At 64.7% G+C, this 17777-nt stretch carries 20 protein-coding genes; 9 read left to right on the top strand and 11 right to left on the bottom strand.

Going from position 1 to position 17777, the window contains the following annotated elements; all coding sequences use genetic code 11:
- Positions 1-170: 170 nt before the first annotated feature.
- Positions 171-473 (bottom strand): hypothetical protein, encoded by a 303-nt coding sequence (locus ACZXDY_RS27870; protein ID WP_464347714.1) that lies wholly within the window; start codon positions 471-473, stop codon positions 171-173.
- Between the two features lie 158 nt (positions 474-631).
- On the opposite strand from ACZXDY_RS27870, the gene ACZXDY_RS27865 reads away from it, so the two are divergent.
- Genes ACZXDY_RS27865 through ACZXDY_RS27855 form a run of 3 tightly spaced genes read left to right on the top strand, consistent with a single transcriptional unit; the run spans position 632 to position 1399 of the window.
- A complete protein-coding gene (locus ACZXDY_RS27865; protein WP_464347713.1) occupies positions 632-868 on the top strand; it encodes a hypothetical protein in 237 nt (78 codons plus the stop codon).
- A 40-nt stretch (positions 869-908) separates the two neighbouring features.
- Positions 909-1250 carry a DUF1236 domain-containing protein gene (locus ACZXDY_RS27860; RefSeq protein ID WP_028166957.1) on the top strand — a complete coding sequence of 114 codons (342 nt, stop codon included), beginning with the start codon at positions 909-911 and terminating at the stop codon, positions 1248-1250.
- The gene (locus ACZXDY_RS27855; RefSeq protein ID WP_464347712.1) at positions 1250-1399 is read left to right on the top strand and encodes a hypothetical protein; all 150 of its coding nucleotides are present in this window, start codon (positions 1250-1252) and stop codon (positions 1397-1399) included. The genes ACZXDY_RS27860 and ACZXDY_RS27855 overlap by 1 nt, the downstream gene beginning before the upstream one ends.
- 113 nt (positions 1400-1512) lie before the next feature.
- Here the strand turns inward: ACZXDY_RS27855 and groL are convergent, their stop codons facing one another.
- Together groL and ACZXDY_RS27845 are read right to left on the bottom strand one after the other, a co-directional pair.
- Positions 1513-3150 (bottom strand): chaperonin GroEL, encoded by a 1638-nt coding sequence (gene groL / locus ACZXDY_RS27850; RefSeq protein WP_464347711.1) that lies wholly within the window; start codon positions 3148-3150, stop codon positions 1513-1515.
- A gap of 111 nt (positions 3151-3261) precedes the next feature.
- Entirely contained in the window at positions 3262-3558 is a 297-nt protein-coding gene (locus ACZXDY_RS27845) for a co-chaperone GroES (protein WP_027580177.1), read from the bottom strand.
- 344 nt (positions 3559-3902) lie between these two features.
- Here ACZXDY_RS27845 and ACZXDY_RS27840 point away from each other — a divergent pair, with 344 nt between their 5' ends.
- Complete coding sequence (locus ACZXDY_RS27840) at positions 3903-4418, top strand: hypothetical protein (RefSeq protein WP_028166955.1); 516 nt, start codon at positions 3903-3905, stop codon at positions 4416-4418.
- Positions 4419-4704: 286 nt separating this feature from the next.
- Here the strand turns inward: ACZXDY_RS27840 and ACZXDY_RS27835 are convergent, their stop codons facing one another.
- Entirely contained in the window at positions 4705-5493 is a 789-nt protein-coding gene (locus ACZXDY_RS27835) for a protein phosphatase CheZ (RefSeq protein WP_464347710.1), read from the bottom strand.
- Positions 5494-5797: 304 nt separating this feature from the next.
- Here ACZXDY_RS27835 and ACZXDY_RS27830 point away from each other — a divergent pair, with 304 nt between their 5' ends.
- The gene (locus tag ACZXDY_RS27830) at positions 5798-6589 is read left to right on the top strand and encodes a L,D-transpeptidase (RefSeq protein WP_464347709.1); all 792 of its coding nucleotides are present in this window, start codon (positions 5798-5800) and stop codon (positions 6587-6589) included.
- A 178-nt stretch (positions 6590-6767) separates the two neighbouring features.
- On the opposite strand, the gene ACZXDY_RS27825 is transcribed toward ACZXDY_RS27830, so the two are convergent.
- The 6 genes from ACZXDY_RS27825 to ACZXDY_RS27800 all read right to left on the bottom strand — a co-directional run bounded on the left by ACZXDY_RS27825 (position 6768) and on the right by ACZXDY_RS27800 (position 12817).
- Positions 6768-7595 (bottom strand): DUF2076 domain-containing protein, encoded by an 828-nt coding sequence (locus tag ACZXDY_RS27825; RefSeq protein WP_464347708.1) that lies wholly within the window; start codon positions 7593-7595, stop codon positions 6768-6770.
- A 170-nt stretch (positions 7596-7765) separates the two neighbouring features.
- Positions 7766-8611, bottom strand: a complete 846-nt coding sequence (locus ACZXDY_RS27820) for a ChbG/HpnK family deacetylase (protein ID WP_464347707.1) — start codon at positions 8609-8611, stop codon at positions 7766-7768.
- Positions 8608-9654, bottom strand: a complete 1047-nt coding sequence (locus tag ACZXDY_RS27815) for a glycosyltransferase family 2 protein (protein WP_464347706.1) — start codon at positions 9652-9654, stop codon at positions 8608-8610. Before ACZXDY_RS27815 ends, ACZXDY_RS27820 begins: the two co-directional genes overlap by 4 nt.
- Before the next feature lie 76 nt (positions 9655-9730).
- Positions 9731-10708 (bottom strand): ATP phosphoribosyltransferase, encoded by a 978-nt coding sequence (gene hisG, locus ACZXDY_RS27810; RefSeq protein WP_464347705.1) that lies wholly within the window; start codon positions 10706-10708, stop codon positions 9731-9733.
- Positions 10705-11868 carry an ATP phosphoribosyltransferase regulatory subunit gene (locus ACZXDY_RS27805; RefSeq protein WP_464347704.1) on the bottom strand — a complete coding sequence of 388 codons (1164 nt, stop codon included), beginning with the start codon at positions 11866-11868 and terminating at the stop codon, positions 10705-10707. The genes hisG and ACZXDY_RS27805 overlap by 4 nt, the downstream gene beginning before the upstream one ends.
- 184 nt (positions 11869-12052) lie before the next feature.
- Complete coding sequence (locus ACZXDY_RS27800) at positions 12053-12817, bottom strand: 16S rRNA (uracil(1498)-N(3))-methyltransferase (protein ID WP_464347703.1); 765 nt, start codon at positions 12815-12817, stop codon at positions 12053-12055.
- A gap of 199 nt (positions 12818-13016) precedes the next feature.
- Between ACZXDY_RS27800 and ACZXDY_RS27795 the strand changes: the two genes are divergently transcribed.
- Positions 13017-13697 (top strand): hypothetical protein, encoded by a 681-nt coding sequence (locus ACZXDY_RS27795; protein ID WP_028166946.1) that lies wholly within the window; start codon positions 13017-13019, stop codon positions 13695-13697.
- On the top strand, positions 13694-14620 hold the full coding sequence (gene ubiA / locus ACZXDY_RS27790; RefSeq protein ID WP_130228001.1) for a 4-hydroxybenzoate octaprenyltransferase: 927 nt from the start codon (positions 13694-13696) through the stop codon (positions 14618-14620). The genes ACZXDY_RS27795 and ubiA overlap by 4 nt, the downstream gene beginning before the upstream one ends.
- A 171-nt stretch (positions 14621-14791) precedes the next feature.
- Here the strand turns inward: ubiA and ACZXDY_RS27785 are convergent, their stop codons facing one another.
- Positions 14792-15319, bottom strand: coding sequence for a DUF6101 family protein (locus ACZXDY_RS27785; RefSeq protein WP_464347702.1), 528 nt, complete (start codon positions 15317-15319; stop codon positions 14792-14794).
- Positions 15320-15568: 249 nt separating this feature from the next.
- On the opposite strand from ACZXDY_RS27785, the gene ACZXDY_RS27780 reads away from it, so the two are divergent.
- Positions 15569-16954: a TldD/PmbA family protein gene (locus ACZXDY_RS27780; protein WP_464347701.1), complete on the top strand. Its 1386-nt coding sequence runs from the start codon at positions 15569-15571 to the stop codon at positions 16952-16954.
- Positions 16941-17750 (top strand): 3'(2'),5'-bisphosphate nucleotidase CysQ, encoded by an 810-nt coding sequence (locus tag ACZXDY_RS27775; RefSeq protein ID WP_464347700.1) that lies wholly within the window; start codon positions 16941-16943, stop codon positions 17748-17750. The genes ACZXDY_RS27780 and ACZXDY_RS27775 overlap by 14 nt, the downstream gene beginning before the upstream one ends.
- The last annotated feature ends 27 nt before the right edge of the window (positions 17751-17777 follow it).

Raw genomic sequence — 17777 nt, 5'->3', positions numbered from 1 at the left:
AGGAACAGAATCGCCAACGCCGTAACTAGCAAACCTTTGGTGAAAAAGAAGGCCGCGGCGGTGACGTAACCCAAAAATGCGCAGCCGCCTTCAGGGACGAGGGTGCAGGCGGGCAACCCGGTTGCGGACTGCTGGGATGGGGGCGTTCCCAACTTGAAAAAAGTCGTGGGCTAACCGGACAAGGGGTGAGCCGCAACGGCTCCCGCGTTTGCTCGCTTCCGCTTCAGGCGGCGCACGACCGGAATTCCGCCCGGGGTCAACTGCTGCGACGGCACCATGCGACGCCGACGCCACGCGTCCGTTTCGTTCTTCAGCTTGGCTGCCCAATCGGCTTCGCCGGCGATACCCTTGTCAGCCACATCCGAGCCAGCCATGCATTCTCCAACAATCATGTAAAATAACAGCCACGACGCTGCTCGCGCGATGACAGGCTTGCCCGCTGCGCTCGTGCGTCCTGCAACGATCAGGTTCATTGAATTCCCGAGCCCGGGCTGCAGTTCCCTCGGCAACGCCGATCGCAGCCTCGCGCTTGTGCGGGTCGAAGAATGCCGCATCGTGTGCTTACGTCCCGCCGAAGGGAACGGAATCTCCACTGCGATAGTTAGGGTGAACAGCAGTCCGGGCGTTCATCATGGCCATTGATGATCGCAACCCCGACATTTGGTGGTGGATTCGTCGCGCCGCTGAAATAGTGGGAAAAATCGGAAAAATCGCCGCGGCGTCCTCCGGCAAGAGCAGATGCGGTGATTGTAAAAATCAACAATTTTCATTGCTGATCGTCCGATCAGTTGGATGCTCCTTGGCAAATCGATATCGGGATAAAATGGAAATTCGCTCTGCGCGCCCCGGAACTTGTGCGAGTCCATGAAGTTCTTTGAGCGCCGCATGTCGCGGCGAGGAGAATCCAGATGAGGAAGATGCTTTTGCTTTCCGCGGCTATCGCTCTGATGTCGAGCGGTGCGCTCGCGCAGAGCACCGTGACGACTACGACCGGAGCCGGACGTGCAACGGTTCAGATCGAGCCAGAGTACCGCACCAGAATCAAGACCTACGTCACCGAGCACAAGGTTCGTCCCGTGACGACAAAGGAAAAGATCGTCGTCGGCGGAACGGTGCCGAGTGATGTCGAGCTCGCGGCGGTGCCGTCCGATTGGGGACCATCGCTCACGAAGTATCGCTATGTGTATTCCGGGGACCGCGTGATGCTGGTGGATCCCGGCACGCGCACCGTCGTTCAGGAAATTGATTGATGCAGGATAGAGGCTGCCGTTACGGCGGCCTCTATCTCTTCCGATGGAGGGAAATTTTGGAATCTCATCGCGAGGCCAGGATCGTGGGCGTGAGCCTGGCCATGGTCTACGTCGCCTGCCTGGTATTCGCCGCCATCAGCCTGACCTGACAGGAAGTACTCGGCGGCTATTCGGTTCTGATGCAATCAGAACCGAATATGTTCTAGTCCGGATACGAAAAGGCCGCCCAAAGGCGGCCTTTTGATTTGATTGTTAGAGGGGCTCAGAAGCCCATGCCGCCCATACCGCCGCCTCCGGGCGGCATCGCAGGCGCCGGCTCCTTCGGCAGTTCGGCGACCATGGCTTCCGTCGTCACCAGGAGGCCGGCGACCGAGGAGGCGTCCTGCAGCGCGGTGCGCACAACCTTGGCGGGGTCGATGATGCCTTCTTCGACCATGTCGACATATTCCTCGGTCTGGGCGTCGAAGCCGAAGGTCTCCGACTTGTTCTCGAGGATCTTGCCGACCACGATCGAGCCTTCGACGCCGGCGTTTTCCGAGATCTGGCGCACGGGGGCTTCGAGGGCCTTCAGCACGATGTTGATGCCGGCCTGGACGTCGGAATTGTCGTTGGAGAGACGGCCGACCGCCTTCTTGGCGCGCAGCAGCGCCACGCCGCCGCCGGGCACGATGCCTTCCTGCACCGCGGCGCGGGTTGCATTCAGCGCGTCCTCGACACGGTCCTTCTTCTCCTTGACCTCGACCTCGGTTGCGCCGCCGACGCGGATCACCGCGACGCCGCCGGCCAGCTTGGCCAGCCGCTCCTGCAGCTTCTCGCGGTCGTAGTCGGAGGTGGTCTCCTCGATCTGCGCCTTGATCTGGCCGACGCGTGCCTCGATGTCGGCCTTCTTGCCGGCGCCGCTGACGATCGTGGTGTTCTCCTTGTCGATCACGACCTTGCGGGCGCGGCCGAGCATCTTGATCGTGACGTTCTCGAGCTTGATGCCGAGCTCTTCGGAGATCAACTGGCCGCCGGTGAGGACCGCGATGTCCTCCAGCATCGCCTTGCGACGGTCGCCGAAGCCCGGCGCCTTGACGGCGGCGACCTTCAATCCGCCGCGCAGGCGGTTGACCACCAGTGTCGCCAGCGCCTCGCCCTCGACGTCCTCGGCGATGATCAAGAGCGGACGGCCGGACTGCACGACAGCTTCAAGCACCGGCAGCATCGCCTGCAGACCGGAGAGCTTCTTCTCGTGCAGGAGGATGTAGGCGTCCTCGAGCTCGGCGGTCATCTTCTCGGCATTGGTGATGAAATAGGGCGAGAGATAGCCGCGGTCGAACTTCATGCCTTCGACGATGTCGACCTCGGTCTCCAGCGACTTGTTCTCCTCGACCGTGATCACGCCCTCATTGCCGACCTTCTGCATGGCCTGGGCGATCATCTTGCCGATCGCGGTGTCGCCATTGGCCGAGATGGTGCCGACCTGGGCAACCTCGGAAGAGGCGGCCACTGGCTTGGCGCGCTTCTCGAGGTCCTTGACCACGGCGGCGACGGCAAGGTCGATGCCGCGCTTCAGGTCCATCGGGTTCATGCCCGCAGCAACCGCCTTGCCGCCCTCTCGCACGATCGCCTGCGCCAGCACGGTCGCGGTGGTGGTGCCGTCACCCGCGGTGTCGTTGGTCTTGGAGGCGACTTCGCGCAGCATCTGCGCGCCCATGTTCTCGAACTTGTCCTCGAGCTCGATCTCCTTGGCGACGGTGACGCCGTCCTTGGTGATGCGAGGGGCACCGAAGCTCTTTTCGATGACGACGTTGCGGCCCTTCGGGCCGAGCGTGACCTTTACCGCATTGGCAAGGACATCGACGCCGCGCAGCATTCGCTCGCGGGCTTCTCCGGCAAATTTAACGTCTTTGGCAGCCATATCTTGCTCCTGGAATGATTGAGGGCACTGGGCCGCACACCCTTGTCGTCATTGCCGGGCTTGACCCGGGCATGACATGTGTGGATGTTGCGGCCGCTCCGCTAAGTTGCGTTAGACCAGAACGCCCATGATGTCGGACTCCTTCATGATCAGGAGTTCCTCGCCGTCGAGCTTGACCTCGGTGCCCGACCATTTGCCGAACAGCACGCGATCGCCGACCTTGACGTCGATCGGGATCAGCTTGCCGGTCTCGTCGCGGCCGCCCGGCCCGACGGCGGTGACTTCGCCCTGAGAGGGCTTTTCCTTGGCGGTGTCGGGGATGATGATGCCGCCCTTGGACTTCTCTTCGGCTTCGATGCGCTTGACCACGACACGGTCATGCAGCGGGCGGAATTTGGATTTAGCCATGACGTTTCCTCTTGGAGGCTCGGTTTCAGGTCTCGTTCATCGAGGCCGGGGTGAATGCCGGCCGGTCGATGGCTCGCGGGCAGGATATCCAGCGCATTAGCAATCGTCGCGCCAGAGTGCTAATTGTGGGGCGGGGAATATGGCTTGGCGCCTTTCCTGTCAAGCAAAGTGGTTAAGGCCTTGGTGAGGCCAATATAGGATGCTGCAACCAAATCAAATCAGAGCCCAGGTTGGAGTTCTCACGTCATTGTTTCGACGTCATTGCTCTGCCTTACGTTTTAAGCTTGGCTGCAGGACGGGTGCGGCCCAAAGGTGCGACCCAAGGATATTTCGGGGGAATACGGATGATCGGATCAGGTGACGCGCGCGCGGTTGCGAAATTTGCGACCGTCTCGGCGCTGACGCTTCTGTTGGGCGCGTGCAGCAGCGTCAACCTGCCGTCGCTGTCATCCAACCCGGGGCCTGGGCCCGAACCGGAACTGGCGCCGGAAATGCCCGCCACCATTCGTTCCGACGAGATCGTCGGCCGCTGGGGCTTGGCCTCCTACCAAAATCCGGCGGACCGCGCTCGCACCGAGAAGATGGCGCGCGACCAGTGCAAGCAGCCTTACGTGATCGGCGCCGGCCAGTCCGGCGGCGTGATCATGCATCTCGCAGACCAGGCCACCCCCCAGGAGCTGCGTCTGAAGGGCTCTCCGAGCGGCAAGAACTATATCGGCCCGCCGGGGCCGTCCGGCGGCGAGCAGGACCGCGAGATCGTCTCCTTCGACGGCCGCGTCATGGTCACTCGCTTCGTCGACAAGGACGCCGCCGTCCGCTACGGCAACATGGTCTACGTCCGCTGCGCGCCACGGGCGTGAAGTTGCCAATTGCTGTGCGCTCTCCCCTTACAAGGAGGGCTATATGCGGCGGTGCCGGTTGATGTGCCCTCGCCCCTTGTGGGAGAGGGCAGCTCCGCTGACAGAACTGGACTCATTTGGGTGAGGGGTTCTCTCCGCGAACGCTATCGCCCGCGGAGACAACCCCTCATCCGGCGCTTCGCGCCAGCTTCTTCCACAAGGGGAGAAGGGAAGAGGGGGCGCCGCCGCGCATAAAAAACGCCGGCATCGCGCCGGCGTTTTGCGTTGTTCCCTGCGATCTGCCTGCTCAGTCGAACATCGCGTCGATATCGTCCTGCGAGGCGTGGCCCACGTCGCCGTCGAGCTTCGGGCCGTTGAGCAGGCGGGCGTCGCCCTCGCGGGTGTCGACGATCGGCGGCGCGTGCGCCTTGATGGCGTCGACACCGCCCCAGATATCCATCATCGCATTGATGTGCTGCTCGATGAACTTCATCGTGTTCATCACCTTGTTGATGCGCTGGCCGGTGAGGTCCTGGAAATTGCAGGCCTCGAAGATTGTCACCACACGTTCCTGGATATCCTCGGCAAGCAGCTTCTGCTGTTCGGGCGAGGCGACCTTGGTCAGCGCGGTGGCGGCCTGGTCGATCGCCTCAGTCGCCTCGAGGATCTGCTGGGTCGCCTCCTCGGTGCCGCCGACGACGGCCCCGAGCTCGCCGTTCACCTTGGCCATCTCCGGGCCATCGAAGCCCCTGCCGTGCAGCGCCGCGATCTCGCGCTTGGTGCGGTTGATGGCATCGTGGATCAGGTCGAGCTCGACCTTCAGCTTCTCGCATTGCTCGATCTGTGCCCGATAGGTGTCGAGCAGCGCATGCGCTTCGGCGACCTCGCGCGCCACCGCCGCCTCGGTGGCTTCGGCTGCGACCGGACGCTGGGCGTGGACGCCGAGCGCCATCTGCGCGCGGATGGATCGAAGCTCCGCCATGATCTCCCGATGCATTGGACCGATTTCACCGCCTTCCACCGTAACCGGTGCCGGCATCGGCATGTCGCCCATAATGGCTTGTTCAACACGAAAACGCTTGCAACTAACTGACATGAGACTGTTCCCGCCCCCTTCACTCCCACTGTTCTACGCAGAAGCGATTTAATAGGGAGTTCACACGGGAATGTTTTGCAACGGCGTTTCGCGTCGCGCCGCATACCGGGGATTAACCATGACGCCTACGAATTTAAGCAAAATAAACGCTAATTTTGAAATCCGCCGCCGATTGCCGACGTGGTGAATCCAAACGCTGGTTACGTTTACCAAACCGATGCGGTTTTGATTTTGATTGGTCGCATGCCACGGCGCCTCACGCCGAGTGCTGCTGACGATTGACGAAACAGTACAGAGTACGTCGATGAAGAAAACATTCTTTGCGCTTGTTGCCGGCGCGTCCTTCCTGCCTGCCGCTCCGCATCAGGCGTTTGCGATCGATGGCGCGCCGCTCGCCGGGCCGACCGTGATCTATTCCTACCAGGCGCCGCCCCAGCCGGTACGCAGGGCCTCCAGCCTCGGCGGCGGCTTTATCGAATTCCTGTTCGGCGACGGTCCCGACCAGGACTACCCGCGATCCTACGAGCAGCAGCCGATCTATCAGCAGCAGCCGGGTTATTATGGTGGCCGGCGCACGATGCTGCCGCCGATGGATCCGCAGCAGCCGATGATGCGCGAGGAGCAGGCGGCCGATCCCGCGCAGCGGCCGTTCGATCCGAGATATGAGAAGCAGCTTGTCGATTATGACGGCAAGGAAGCTCCCGGCACGATCGTCGTCGATACCCCGAACAAGTTCCTTTATCTCGTGCAGGCCGACGGCAAGGCACTGCGCTACGGCATCGGCGTCGGCCGCCCCGGCTTCACCTGGTCGGGCGTTAAGACGATCTCCGCCAAGCGCGAATGGCCGGACTGGACACCGCCGCCGGAAATGCTGGCGCGCCGTCCCGATCTGCCGCGGCACATGGTGGGCGGACCGGAAAATCCGCTCGGCGCGCGTGCGATGTATCTCGGCTCCTCGCTCTATCGCATCCACGGCTCGAACGAGCCCTGGACCATCGGCACCAACGTGTCCTCCGGCTGCATCCGCATGCGCAACGAGGACGTCATCGATCTCTATGGTCGCGTCAACGTCGGCACCAGGGTGATCGTGATCTAGCGATGCTGTCGTCCCGGGCAAGCGAAGCGCAGACCCGGGACCCATAATAACAGGCGTTTGTGGTGTGCCCCGCTGCAACAGCTTGCTCGCGTCACAATAGCTTCCTGTGGTTGGGGACGACGAAAGAGAAACGGCCGCTCACTCGAGCGGCCGTTCTGCTTTGGAATTTGCGTGCGGCTTACGCGTAGTCGCTGCCACCGTCGTCGCCGCCGTCATCGAACCCATCGTCGTCATCGTCGGGACCATAGCCATCGTCGTCATTGTTGTTGTCGTTGTTGTTCGACGCCTGATCGTACAGGCCGGAGCGCGAGTCGTTGTCGCGCCCGCCAGAGCCGATGTCGTTGACGCCGGCATCGCGCGCAAGATTGCCGCCCGACTGGTCATTGCCCCACGGCTTGTTGTCGCCGAGACTGGCGGAGTCCCCGAACGCCTGGTGACCGCCGCCACCGCCCATCAGCCCGCGGATGCTGTTCATCAAGAGCGAGCCACCGACGACGCCGGCGGCCGCCGCCGCAGCGGTGCCGAGGAACGAGCCGCCGCCACCGCCGAACGGAGCCGCCTGTGGCGCGCCATAGGGCTGGGGCTGCTGGCCGTAAGGCGGCTGGCCATACGGTCCAGGACCCTGCGCCTGCTGCAGTGCCTGGCCAGTATTCCAGGCAGGGCGGCTGCCACCCTCCGGCGGGCGCACCGGCGGAACCGAGCCGCGCGGCTGATTCTGGTTCTGGCCGAAGATCGCATCGCGCATCGAATCGAGGAAGCCGCCGCCTTGGCCCTGCTGCTGCGGTCCACCGCCGAGTTCTGCTTCCAATTGCTGGATATGGTCGTTGGCGCGCTTCAGCGCCTCGTCCTGCACCAGCGTGGTCTGCACCAGCGCATAGACGGCGTTGGGCGCCTTGCGCAGCCCTTCCGAGATGGCGGCCAGCGCCTCCGGATCACGCGGGGCGTTCTCCAGCTTGGCGAGCCGGTCGAAGAGATCGTCGATCAATTGGCGTTCTTGCGGGGTCATGGCCTTCTCCATCGCGTCGATTGCGTCGAAGCGCGGAACATGTAGGGCCGCCTTTGTGGCGCAAGGAGTGGGGCCGCGAATTAAATTTGCGTATGCGACAAAACGACCGGCGGATTTCTCTTTGCGCACGATCTTTTCGGAAAACCGGTACCCACTTTTCCGGATCATGCTCAGGCGAGCGTAACATTGTTCGCCGCCAGCAATTGCGGGAAGTGCTCGCTGCCGAGGTAGGCATGCTCATCTTCGCGCTGGGTCGTCAGCGGATCGAGCTCCCTCAGCGTCTCGTCGACGAAGCCGGGATGGCACATCACGAGCCCGCCGTCGGGCAGTCCCTCGAGAAACTGTCGCATCAGGGGACCGAAATCGGGCGATCTCGAAAAATCATAGGCGCCGGCAAAAGCGGGGTTGAAGGCAATGCCGGCGCGTCGTGCACGCTTCCTGAACTGCGCGCTCAGCGTGTCCAGCACCAGTGCTTTCGGCGACCGCAAGCGTTGCGATAACGGCTGGCTGCGTCCGCCCTGGCGCACCCAGGCTTCGGGCGCGGCGTCCTTCACGGCGCGCAAGAAGGCGTCCCGCACCTGCGGAAACAATTGCACATGCTGATGGCCGTCAACAAAGTCAGGCGCGCGGCCGAACATGTCCTTGAAGGTCGCGAGCTGCTCGACGAGCTCGGCATGGATCATCTCGCGATCGAGCCGCCGGAGCAGGCCGGCGCGCAACATTTTCGGGAAGGGCAGGAACAGCCCGCCATTGACGGGTCGGAAATGCATGGTCAGCGGGCGGAACGGCGCGCTCAGCGTCGCGTGCAGCCCGACCGCGCAGCGCGGGCTTTCGGCGGCAACGCGCTTTAGGGCCGCCACTTCGTCGCGGCCGATTGCCGCGCCCACCATCATCACCGAGGTCGCGTTGAGACGGCCGCGCGCGATGAGATCGCGAATGGCGCGGTTGACGCCCTCGCTCAATCCGTAATCGTCGGCGCAGAGCCAGATCCGGCGCGGCTGCGCGGCATCGTTCATTCGGCCGCGGTCCGTTCGCTGCCCGCGGCGGCCGCATCGGGGCCGGCGCGCTTCTCGCTATGCTCGGCGACGAAATAGATCGGCCGCGCCTTCAGCTCGGACAGGATCTTGCCGATATATTCGCCGACGATGCCGATCATGATGAGCTGCACGCCGCCGATCGTCATCAACCCGATCACCAGCGAGGGATAGCCGGGCACCTGCTTGCCGGTCGTGAAGACCTCCCACAGGATCGAAAGCCCGAACAGGAACGCCGCGGTCGCCAGCAGCACGCCGAGCAGGCTCGCAAAGCGCAACGGCGCCACCGAAAACGATGTCACTCCTTCGATCGACAGGCCGATCAGCCGCGTCGCGCTGAAGGTGGTGACGCCATGCGCGCGCGGCGCCGGCTCGTAGTCGACCCTGATCTGGCGGAAGCCGATCCAGCTCGCCAGCCCCTTGAAGAAGCGGTTGCGCTCGGGCAATTGCCGCAGCGCCGCCACCGCGCGCGGCGACAAGAGGCGGAAGTCGCCGGCATCTTCGGGGATCTTCTGCCGCGCGCCCCAGTTGATCAGCGCATAGAAGCCGTGCACCGCGAGCCTGCGCAGGAACGGCTCGTTGTCGCGATGCGCTTTCGCGGTATAGACGACATCGTAGCCGTCATCGATCCAGTGTGAGACCAGTTTCTCGACCAGGCTCGGCGGGTGCTGGCCGTCGCCATCCATGAACAGCACGGCGCCGCGCCGGGCATGGTCGAGGCCAGCCATCAGCGCAGCCTCTTTGCCGAAATTGCGCGACAGCGACACCACCTGGACATCCAGTGTGTCGGGGATGAGCGAACGCGCGATCGCAAGGGTGTTGTCCTTGCTGCCGTCATCGACATAGACGACCTCGCACGCGAGTCCGTAGCGATCCTTCAGCGTCCGCGCGAGGCCGATCAATCGTTCGTGCAGCAGCGCGAGCCCCGCGGCCTCGTTGTAGACGGGAACGACGACCGACAACCCCTGCGCCGCGGCATTCGTCGCGGTGGTGGTCAGGCCGGAAACGTCAGAGCCCAGCGTCATCGATCAGGTTCCAGGTTCTAAAGAATATATATGTTACCCGTCGCCGGCTGTCGCCACGATGAACGGACCGGACGCCTCATTGCCGCAGGAAGGCCTCGAGCCTGGCGAACAGCGGATTGTCGCGGTCAAAGACGTAGTCGAGCGAGACCACCGACACCGTATCGGCGCCATGCTCGCGCAGGAAGCTGCCGAGCGCGTAGAGCTGCGCCGGTGGGCAGTGCAGCGTCAACATGCCGGATGACGTCGGCCCGCCGAACGGGGCGACCACGCCGAAGCGGCTATGGGCTTCCGCGAGCAATGCTGCATCGCATCCTTTGAAGCGGGTGCGGACCTCGCGATATTTGTTGGCCCGGGCGCGGGCGGCGATGTGGTCCAGGATGACGCGCGCGGCCTCGCGGGCCTCGGTCGACCAGTCGGCGTCTTTCGAGGCGACGAGGTTGGCCTGGCTGCGCAGGATCACGCCGTCGTCGAGCACCTTCAACCCGTTGGCAGCGAGCGTCGCGCCGGTCGTGGTGATGTCGACGATCAGCTCCGCCGTGCCGACCGCGGGCGCACCTTCGGTCGCGCCGGCGCTCTCGACGATGCGATAGTCGAGGATGCCGCGCGAGGCGAAGAAGGTTCGCGTCAGGTTGATGTACTTGGTCGCGATCCGCATCCGCCGGTGATGCTGCTCGCGGAAGCCGGTGGTGACGTCGTCGAGATCGGCCATGGTGCGGACATCGATCCAGGCCTGCGGCACCGCGACCACCACATTGGCGTAGCCGAAACCCAATCCGTCGATCAGGTGCACCCGCTTGTCGGCGTCGGCGATGCTCTCGCGCACGAGGTCCTCGCCGGTGACGCCGAGATGCACCATGCCGCGCGCGAGCTGGGAGGCGATCTCGCTCGCCGAGAGATAGGCGATCTCGACATTGTCGAGCCCCGCGATGGTGCCGCGATAATCGCGTGCGCCGCCGGGCTTCGACAGCGTCAATCCGGCGCGGGCGAAAAAGGCCTCGGCATTTTCCTGCAGACGTCCTTTCGACGGGACGGCGAGAACGAAGGGCGCGCTCATGCCTTGCCTCCGCCGCGAGGCTTGCCATGTTGCGTCAGCGTCTCGATCCAGATGGAGAAGCCGACCGCCGGGATCGGCTCAGCCGAGCCGAGCTGCGTCATCAATCCATCATAGCGGCCGCCGGCGACCAGCGGCTCGATGCCGTTGCCCCTGGCGTGCAATTCGAACTCGAAGCCGGTGTAGTAATCGAGCCCGCGCCCGAACGAGGTCGAGAAGCGGGTCTTGCTGGTATCGATGCCGCGCGCGGCCATGAAGCCGACGCGGCGTTCGAGCTCGTCGATCGCGCCGGAGAGGTCGAGCCTCGCGTCTTCAGCCAATGCGCGCAGTTGCGCGATGGCCTCGTCCGGCTCGCCCGCAATCGACAGGAAGCGCTTGATGGTGGCGATCGCATCGCGCGGCAATGCGCCTGCTTTCAGCGTCGACTGTTCGAGGAAGCGGTCAGCGATCTCGGCGACGGTGCGGCCGCCGACATTGGTGGTGCCGGCGATCGACATCAGGTCGGTGACGAGCGCCAGCGCCGCCTTGCGGTCGGAGCCGGCAAGGGCGGCCAGCACGCCCTGATATTCGTTACCGCCGGAGCCGCCGGTCAGCGTCAGCCGTTCGATGTCCTCGGTGAGGTTGACCTTGCGGTTGAAATCCTTGATCAGGCGGCGGCGCCACACCGGATAGAGTCCAAGCGTCTCGATGAGCGCATTGAACAGGGCGACGTCGCCGGTGCGGATCTCGACGTCGGTCAGTCCGAACGCCGCCGTCGCCTCCAGCGCCAGCGCCAGCATTTCGGCATCCGCCGCGGCGCGGTCCTGCCGGCCGAATGATTCGATGCCGGCCTGCAGGAACTCGCTGGGCTGGCCGCCGCGATAGCGGAACACCGGGCCGAGATAGCTGAAACCGGCCGGCTTTCCGGCCTCCGGCGAGGCGAGGTAGTCACGCGCCACCGGGATCGTCAGGTCCGGGCGCAGGCACAGGTCCTCGCCGCTGGCGTCGGTGGTGAGGTAAAGGCTCTTGCGGATCCCCTCGCCGGAGAGGTCGAGGAACGGCTCGGCCGGTTGCAGGATCGCCGGCTCGGACCTGATGTAACCGGCCTGCGCAAATGACAACAGCAGTGCATCCGCCCATGCGGCGGAGGAGGCGGCACCGCGTGTGGCGGCGGTTACGGTCATCTCGACGTCCAAATCGCCCGAAAATGGGTTCCCGGAGTGGCTTTAAGGGTTCGCGGCGAGCCCTTAGCACGGCAAAAGTGTCGTTTCGACAACCATCGGCCAAATCGCTTAATGAGCGCGTAGCCCGGGTGGAGCGAATGCGCAACCCGGGACATCCGCCTCGGCGTTTGCCATTGGTCCCGGGTTACGCTGGCGCTCCACCCGGGCTACGGCGCCAGTCCCCGAGCGCCGCCTGCACCAAGGCCAGCGCCGCGACCCCCGCGGTGTCCGCGCGCAGGATCCGCGGCCCCAGCGACAGCCGGAGGGTCCTGGGCTGGCGCAGCAGCAGCGCGCGCTCCTCCTCGGCGAACCCGCCTTCCGGGCCGATCAAGACGTCGATGCCGTCAGTGGCGGCCCCCTGTTGCAGGGCCTGCAGGGGATCGCCGAGGTCGGCGGCCTCGTCGCAGAATACCAGGAGCCGGTCGCCCGCACGCTCGGTCAGGAAGCGCTCGAGGGTAACAGGATCGGCGACCTCGGCGAGGGCCGTGATCCCGCATTGCTCGGCCGCCTCGATCACATTCGCCCGCATCCGCTCGCCGTTCACCCGCGAAACCTGGGTGAAGCGGGTCAGGACCGGCCGCAGGCACGAGGCGCCCATCTCGACCGCCTTCTGCACCGTGTAGTCGAGCCGGGCGTGCTTCAAGGGCGCGAAGACATAGGCGATGTCAGGCAGGCGATCCTGCGGCCGGGTCTGGCGGTGGACCGTCAGCGTGTCCGCCCGCTTGCGGCCACTGAGCTCGGCCTGCCATTCGCCGTCGCGGCCATTGAACACCAGGATGGCGTCGCCGGCCTTCAACCGTAATACGTTACCGAGATAGTTGCTCTGGTCGCGGTCCAGCGCGACAATTTCGCCCGCTTGCAGGGGCGCATCGACGAACAGGCGAGGGGCGCGAAAATCGTAGTCCGGCATCTGTTAATGTTCCGTCGTCACGCAACTCGGCCGCGCTTTTAGCCTAAAGCGCTAGAATCTGTAGCTTATTTTTGATCGATGGCGCGGCGTGACGCCGCGCTGTTGCCCCAATCCACGGGTTGTTAAGGAACGGCTGGAATCGTAAAAAGCCGCATGGAAATTGTGCTTCGTTTGGAAGCCGGCTGCCGGAGAAATATCCTTGATGACCCGCCTGATGGTGTCGCTGACGGTCGCCGCCGTGGTGCTCCACGCCGGCCAGGTTTTTGCGCAGGGCGCGTTTCCCGCGCCGCTGCCCGGTCAGCAGGCCGCAGCGCCTGCCAACGCCTCGCCCTTCCCGCCGGTGAACGGCGCGGCCCCGTCCGCGTCGATCGGCGCGCCTTCGGCCTTCCCGAGCCAGGGAGCGGCACCGATCGGAGGCGGCGGTGCCGGGTTTGCACCGCCACCCTCCCAGTCCGCGGGCGCGGGTCCGTCGGACGCCTGCATGAAGGGCTTCGTCCCCTTGCGCGAGGAGACCGAGCGGCGCGGCAAGCTGATCAAGGCCGCCGGTGAAAAGAAGGCGGGTCCGGACGAGGCCTGCAAGCTGATCGGCAATTACAGCCAGGCCGAGCTGAAGATGATGAAATACGTCAAGGACAACTCGGCGAAGTGCGGAATCCCGCCGCAGATCCTCGAGCAGCTCCAGAACGGCCACAAGAACACCGAGGCGATGCAGAAGAAGGTCTGCGCGGTGGCGCAGCAGATGGCAACGCAACAGGCGCGCGGTCCGGCTGGCCCGACCTTGAGCGAAGTGCTGGGCTCGGCCTCCGCGCCCGAAGCAGTGCCGACGCGCAAGGGCGGCAGCACCTTTGACACGCTGAACGGCAACGTGCTGTCGCGATGAGCGACGTCACCGCCCGCGTTGCCGATGCGACCGGCAACTGGGTCGACAGCCACGCGCCGCTCTGGTCGCGGCCTTACTTGCGTCTCTCCCGCTTCGACCGGCCGATCGGCTCGTGGCTTCTGTTGATGCCGTGTTGGTGGTCGGCGGCGCTCGCCGCCGGCATCGCCCATGACCGTCACCAGCTCCCGCTTGCGATCGTTCTGTTCTTCATCGGCGCCTTCGTGATGCGCGGCGCGGGCTGCACCTGGAACGACATCACCGATCGCAATCTCGATGCGAAAGTGGAGCGCACGCGGTCGCGGCCGATTCCGGCGGGGCAGGTGAGCGTGACGCAGGCGCTGATCTTCCTGGTCGCCCAGGCGCTGATCGGTCTCGTGGTGCTGCTGCAGTTCAATCGCTTTGCGGTCGCGACCGGCATCGCCTCGCTCGTCATCGTCGCAATCTATCCCTTCATGAAGCGCATCACATGGTGGCCGCAGGTGGTGCTGGGGCTCGCCTTCTCCTGGGGCGCTCTGATGGGGTTCGCCGTCATCCTCGAGCGCATCGATCTGACAGCGCTTGCGCTCTATGCCGGCTCGATCTCCTGGGTGATCGGCTACGACACCATCTACGCGCATCAGGACGCCGAGGACGACGCGCTGATCGGCATCAAGTCGACCGCACGCCTGTTCGGCGCGGCCACGCACAAGGCGCTCGTGGTGTTCTATTCGCTCGCGGTGGTCCTGATCGGCATAGCGCTCGTGCTGGCTGGCGCGCACTGGTTCGCGTGGATCGGCCTCGCCGCCTTCGCGTTGCATCTGGCGATCCAGATCAGACGGCTCGACATCAGCGATCCCGCCTTGTGCCTGCGCGTCTTCAAGTCCAACCGCGACGCCGGCCTCATCCTGTTCGCCGGATTGCTGATTGATGCCGCGATGCGCTGACGCTTCCCCGGTCATTCCGGGGCGCGCCGAATCACCACTCTCTCGTCATTCCGGGGCGCGCCTCTTGGCGCGAGCCCGGAATCCATCGGGCCGCATGTGCTGGTGGTAAAATGGATTCCGGGCTCGCCGCTTCGCGGCGCCCCGGAATGACGGTGTGTGTTGTAGCGGCGCTCAATCCCGCGCGATGATCTCGCGTTCGCCGCGATGGACATTCCCCGCATCGAGCGGGCGGCCACGGCGGCGGCGTACCAGGAAGCGCGGGCGGCGCGTGTGGATGACGTTGCGGCGCCTGCGCCGGGCTGCTGCAGGCTCGCGCGGCGCTTGCTCGCTGAGTTGCGGCAGGCGGAGCACGTCGCTCCACATCTGCCAGGCGCTTTCGATCTCCTCGCGATCGGAACTGACGCCAAGCGGGATTGCGAGCGACGGATCGCGGTGGACGAGCGTCAGCATCTGCTCGTCGCCCAAATCGCGCAACGCGACGCCGATGAAGTCGCAGACGCGAACATTGATCGCCATCCGCATGCCCTTGACGGCACGGCGCAGCACGACGCGTTCGTGGTGAAGTTCAACCTGCCGCATGCCACCATCCGCGCGGACGTCCTGCGCATAGAAGCTGAGCGGAAGAGAAAGCGGGTCGAGCCGTTGCACACGGCCCGACCCGGCGGGGTTGAGCCCGCCTGTTGCTGTTTGACGCCTCACGGCTTTATCTCCCCGCCGGGATTATGTTCCCGGTCGATGCGCGAGACCTTAGCGCAGCCGTTTCCCGATCAGCTTAAGAAGGCTGGTTAAAGAGACGTCAAAGGCGCGCATGCTTGACAAGACCTTGCCGCGCTCGAGCAATTCTTCTTCATCGCGCGGCAAAACGCTTGAAATCGCTGCAAATCCGGCCCACTTGGTGGGTTTGGCGCGCCGCGCTGCGTTGAGCCCTTCAATGTCAGGAATCTGTTCGTGAACCCTTCACCATCGCTTGCCGAAAAGTCCGCGACCGACCTGTTCGACCAGTCGGTTTTGAGTGAACTGGCGCAGCGTCTTGTCGAGGCCGCCAGGCGCGCCGGCGCGGATGCGGCGGATGCGATCGCGGTGCGCGGCGTTTCGCAAGGCGTCGAGGTGCGCGACGGGCGCGTCGAGGAGTCCGAGCGCTCCGAAGGCGACGATGTCGGCCTGCGCGTGCTGGTCGGTCAGCGCCAGGCGGTGGTCTCCACCAATGATGTCACTGGCGACGGGATCGCCAAGCTTGCCGAGCGCGCGGTCGCGATGGCGCGCGTTGCGCCCGATGACAAATATGTCGGGCTTGCGGATCCTGCGCTGCTGGCGCGCGACTTCCCCGCTCTCGACCTGCTCGATCGCAACGTGCCCTCGACCGCGGAACTCGAACGCCGCGCCACCGAGGCGGAAGCGGCGGCGCTCGCGGTGCAGGGCGTGACCAAATCCGGCGGCGCGTCGGCTTCCTCCGGCATCGGCGGCATGGTGCTGGTGACCTCGACCGGTTTCCATGGTTCCTACCTGCGCTCGAGCCACGGCATCTCGATGACCGCGATCTCGGGCGAGGGCACCGGCATGGAGCGCGACTATGATTTCACGAGCGCGTTGCATGCATCCGATCTTGCTTCGCCTGCGAGTGTCGGCCGCAAGGCGGGGGAGCGCGCGGTGGCGCGCACCAATCCGCGCAAGGTCGAGACCTGCAAGGTGCCCGTCGTCTACGATCCACGCGTTGCGAACTCGATCGTCGGCCATCTCGTCGGCGCCATCAACGGTGCATCGATCGCGCGCAAGACCAGTTTCCTGAAGGATCGTCTCGGCCAGCAATTGTTCGCCAGCAATATCCGCATCATCGACGATCCGTTGCGGGTGCGCGGTCTGCGCTCGCAGACCTTCGATGCCGAAGGCGTCAAGGTGAAGAAGACCGCCCTGATCGATGACGGCGTTCTGACCACCTGGCTGCTCGATTGCGCCACCGCGCGCGAGCTCGGCATGGTGACGACGGGACACGCGCATCGCGGCGTCTCCTCGGTGCCGTCGCCGGGGGCCTATAATCTGCATCTCGAGCCCGGCTCGGCGACGCCGAAGGAATTGATCGCCGATATCAAGCAGGGCTTTTACGTCACCGACCTGATCGGTTCGGGCGTCAACGGCGTGACCGGCGACTACAGCCGCGGCGCCTCGGGCTTCTGGATCGAGAACGGCGAGATTACCTATGCCGTCAGCGAAGTGACCATCGCAGGCCATCTGCTGGCGATGTTCAAATCGCTGGTCGCCGCGAACGATCTGGAATTCCGCTACAGCGTGAACGCGCCGACCCTGCGCATCGAGGGACTGACGCTTGGCGGACGCTGATACGGACGACGGGATCCTGGCGCGCGACGCCGCGCTGCTGGCGGAGGCGGTGCGGGAAGCAGGGGCGCTGGCGCTCTCGCTATTTCGCACCGAATTGAAGAACTGGATCAAGGGCGCCTCATCGCCGGTGTCGGAGGCCGATATTGCGGTCAATGACCTGCTCGAGCAGCGCCTGCGCTCGGCAACGCCCGATTATGGCTGGCTATCGGAGGAGAGCGCCGATGACCAGGCACGGCTTGGCAAGCGAATGGTGTGGATCGTCGATCCCATCGACGGCACCCGTTCCTATCTGGCCGGGCGCGAGGACTGGTGCGTCAGCGTGGCGCTGGTTGAAAATGCCGCGCCCGTACTGGCGGCGGTATTCGCACCCGCCAGCAAGGAGTTCTTTTTCGCCGCGCGCGGGCAGGGCAGCACGCGCAATGGCATCGCGGTGCGCGTGACCGCGGGCACCGATCTCGATTTCTCTCGCATGGCCGGCCCGAAGCCGCTCCTGCAGCGATTGAGCCCTTCGACGCAGGAGATCACACCGCATCCGCGAATCGGTTCGCTGGCGCTCCGGCTATGCCGGGTCGCGCATGGCGAGCTCGATGCGGCCTTCGCCGGCGGCAATAGTCACGATTGGGACCTTGCGGCGGCGAATTTGATCGTGCAGGAAGCGGATGGTAAGATGACGGCACTCTCGGGGCATGCGATTGAGTATAATCGCCGGGAGCTGGCGCATGGGGTGCTGGTGGCAGCGGGACATGATCGTCATGCACGTATTGTCGAGCATTTTCGCAACCGCCCGTTGCACTGACCGCCGCGCGCCAAAGGACTTCCCTGC

The sequence above is a fragment of the Bradyrhizobium sp. LeoB3 genome, from assembly GCF_055456055.1.
Note: the sequence above shows the minus strand (reverse complement) of the source record. Positions and strands in the feature narration are given on the sequence as shown.

Excerpts from the sequence above, each read along its gene's own strand:
- ACZXDY_RS27860 (WP_028166957.1), top strand. The coding sequence starts at position 909 with ATGAGGAAGATGCTTTTGCTTTCCGCGGCTATCGCTCTGATGTCGAGC.
- ACZXDY_RS27840 (WP_028166955.1), top strand. The coding sequence starts at position 3,903 with ATGATCGGATCAGGTGACGCGCGCGCGGTTGCGAAATTTGCGACCGTC.
- ACZXDY_RS27820 (WP_464347707.1), bottom strand. The coding sequence starts at position 8,611 with ATGAACGATGCCGCGCAGCCGCGCCGGATCTGGCTCTGCGCCGACGAT.
- ACZXDY_RS27865 (WP_464347713.1), top strand. The coding sequence starts at position 632 with ATGGCCATTGATGATCGCAACCCCGACATTTGGTGGTGGATTCGTCGC.
- ubiA (WP_130228001.1), top strand. The coding sequence starts at position 13,694 with ATGAGCGACGTCACCGCCCGCGTTGCCGATGCGACCGGCAACTGGGTC.
- ACZXDY_RS27805 (WP_464347704.1), bottom strand. The coding sequence starts at position 11,868 with ATGACCGTAACCGCCGCCACACGCGGTGCCGCCTCCTCCGCCGCATGG.
- hisG (WP_464347705.1), bottom strand. The coding sequence starts at position 10,708 with ATGAGCGCGCCCTTCGTTCTCGCCGTCCCGTCGAAAGGACGTCTGCAG.
- ACZXDY_RS27870 (WP_464347714.1), bottom strand. The coding sequence starts at position 473 with ATGAACCTGATCGTTGCAGGACGCACGAGCGCAGCGGGCAAGCCTGTC.
- ACZXDY_RS27815 (WP_464347706.1), bottom strand. The coding sequence starts at position 9,654 with ATGACGCTGGGCTCTGACGTTTCCGGCCTGACCACCACCGCGACGAAT.
- groL (WP_464347711.1), bottom strand. The coding sequence starts at position 3,150 with ATGGCTGCCAAAGACGTTAAATTTGCCGGAGAAGCCCGCGAGCGAATG.
- ACZXDY_RS27835 (WP_464347710.1), bottom strand. The coding sequence starts at position 5,493 with ATGTCAGTTAGTTGCAAGCGTTTTCGTGTTGAACAAGCCATTATGGGC.
- ACZXDY_RS27830 (WP_464347709.1), top strand. The coding sequence starts at position 5,798 with ATGAAGAAAACATTCTTTGCGCTTGTTGCCGGCGCGTCCTTCCTGCCT.
- ACZXDY_RS27855 (WP_464347712.1), top strand. The coding sequence starts at position 1,250 with ATGCAGGATAGAGGCTGCCGTTACGGCGGCCTCTATCTCTTCCGATGG.
- ACZXDY_RS27845 (WP_027580177.1), bottom strand. The coding sequence starts at position 3,558 with ATGGCTAAATCCAAATTCCGCCCGCTGCATGACCGTGTCGTGGTCAAG.
- ACZXDY_RS27825 (WP_464347708.1), bottom strand. The coding sequence starts at position 7,595 with ATGACCCCGCAAGAACGCCAATTGATCGACGATCTCTTCGACCGGCTC.
- ACZXDY_RS27800 (WP_464347703.1), bottom strand. The coding sequence starts at position 12,817 with ATGCCGGACTACGATTTTCGCGCCCCTCGCCTGTTCGTCGATGCGCCC.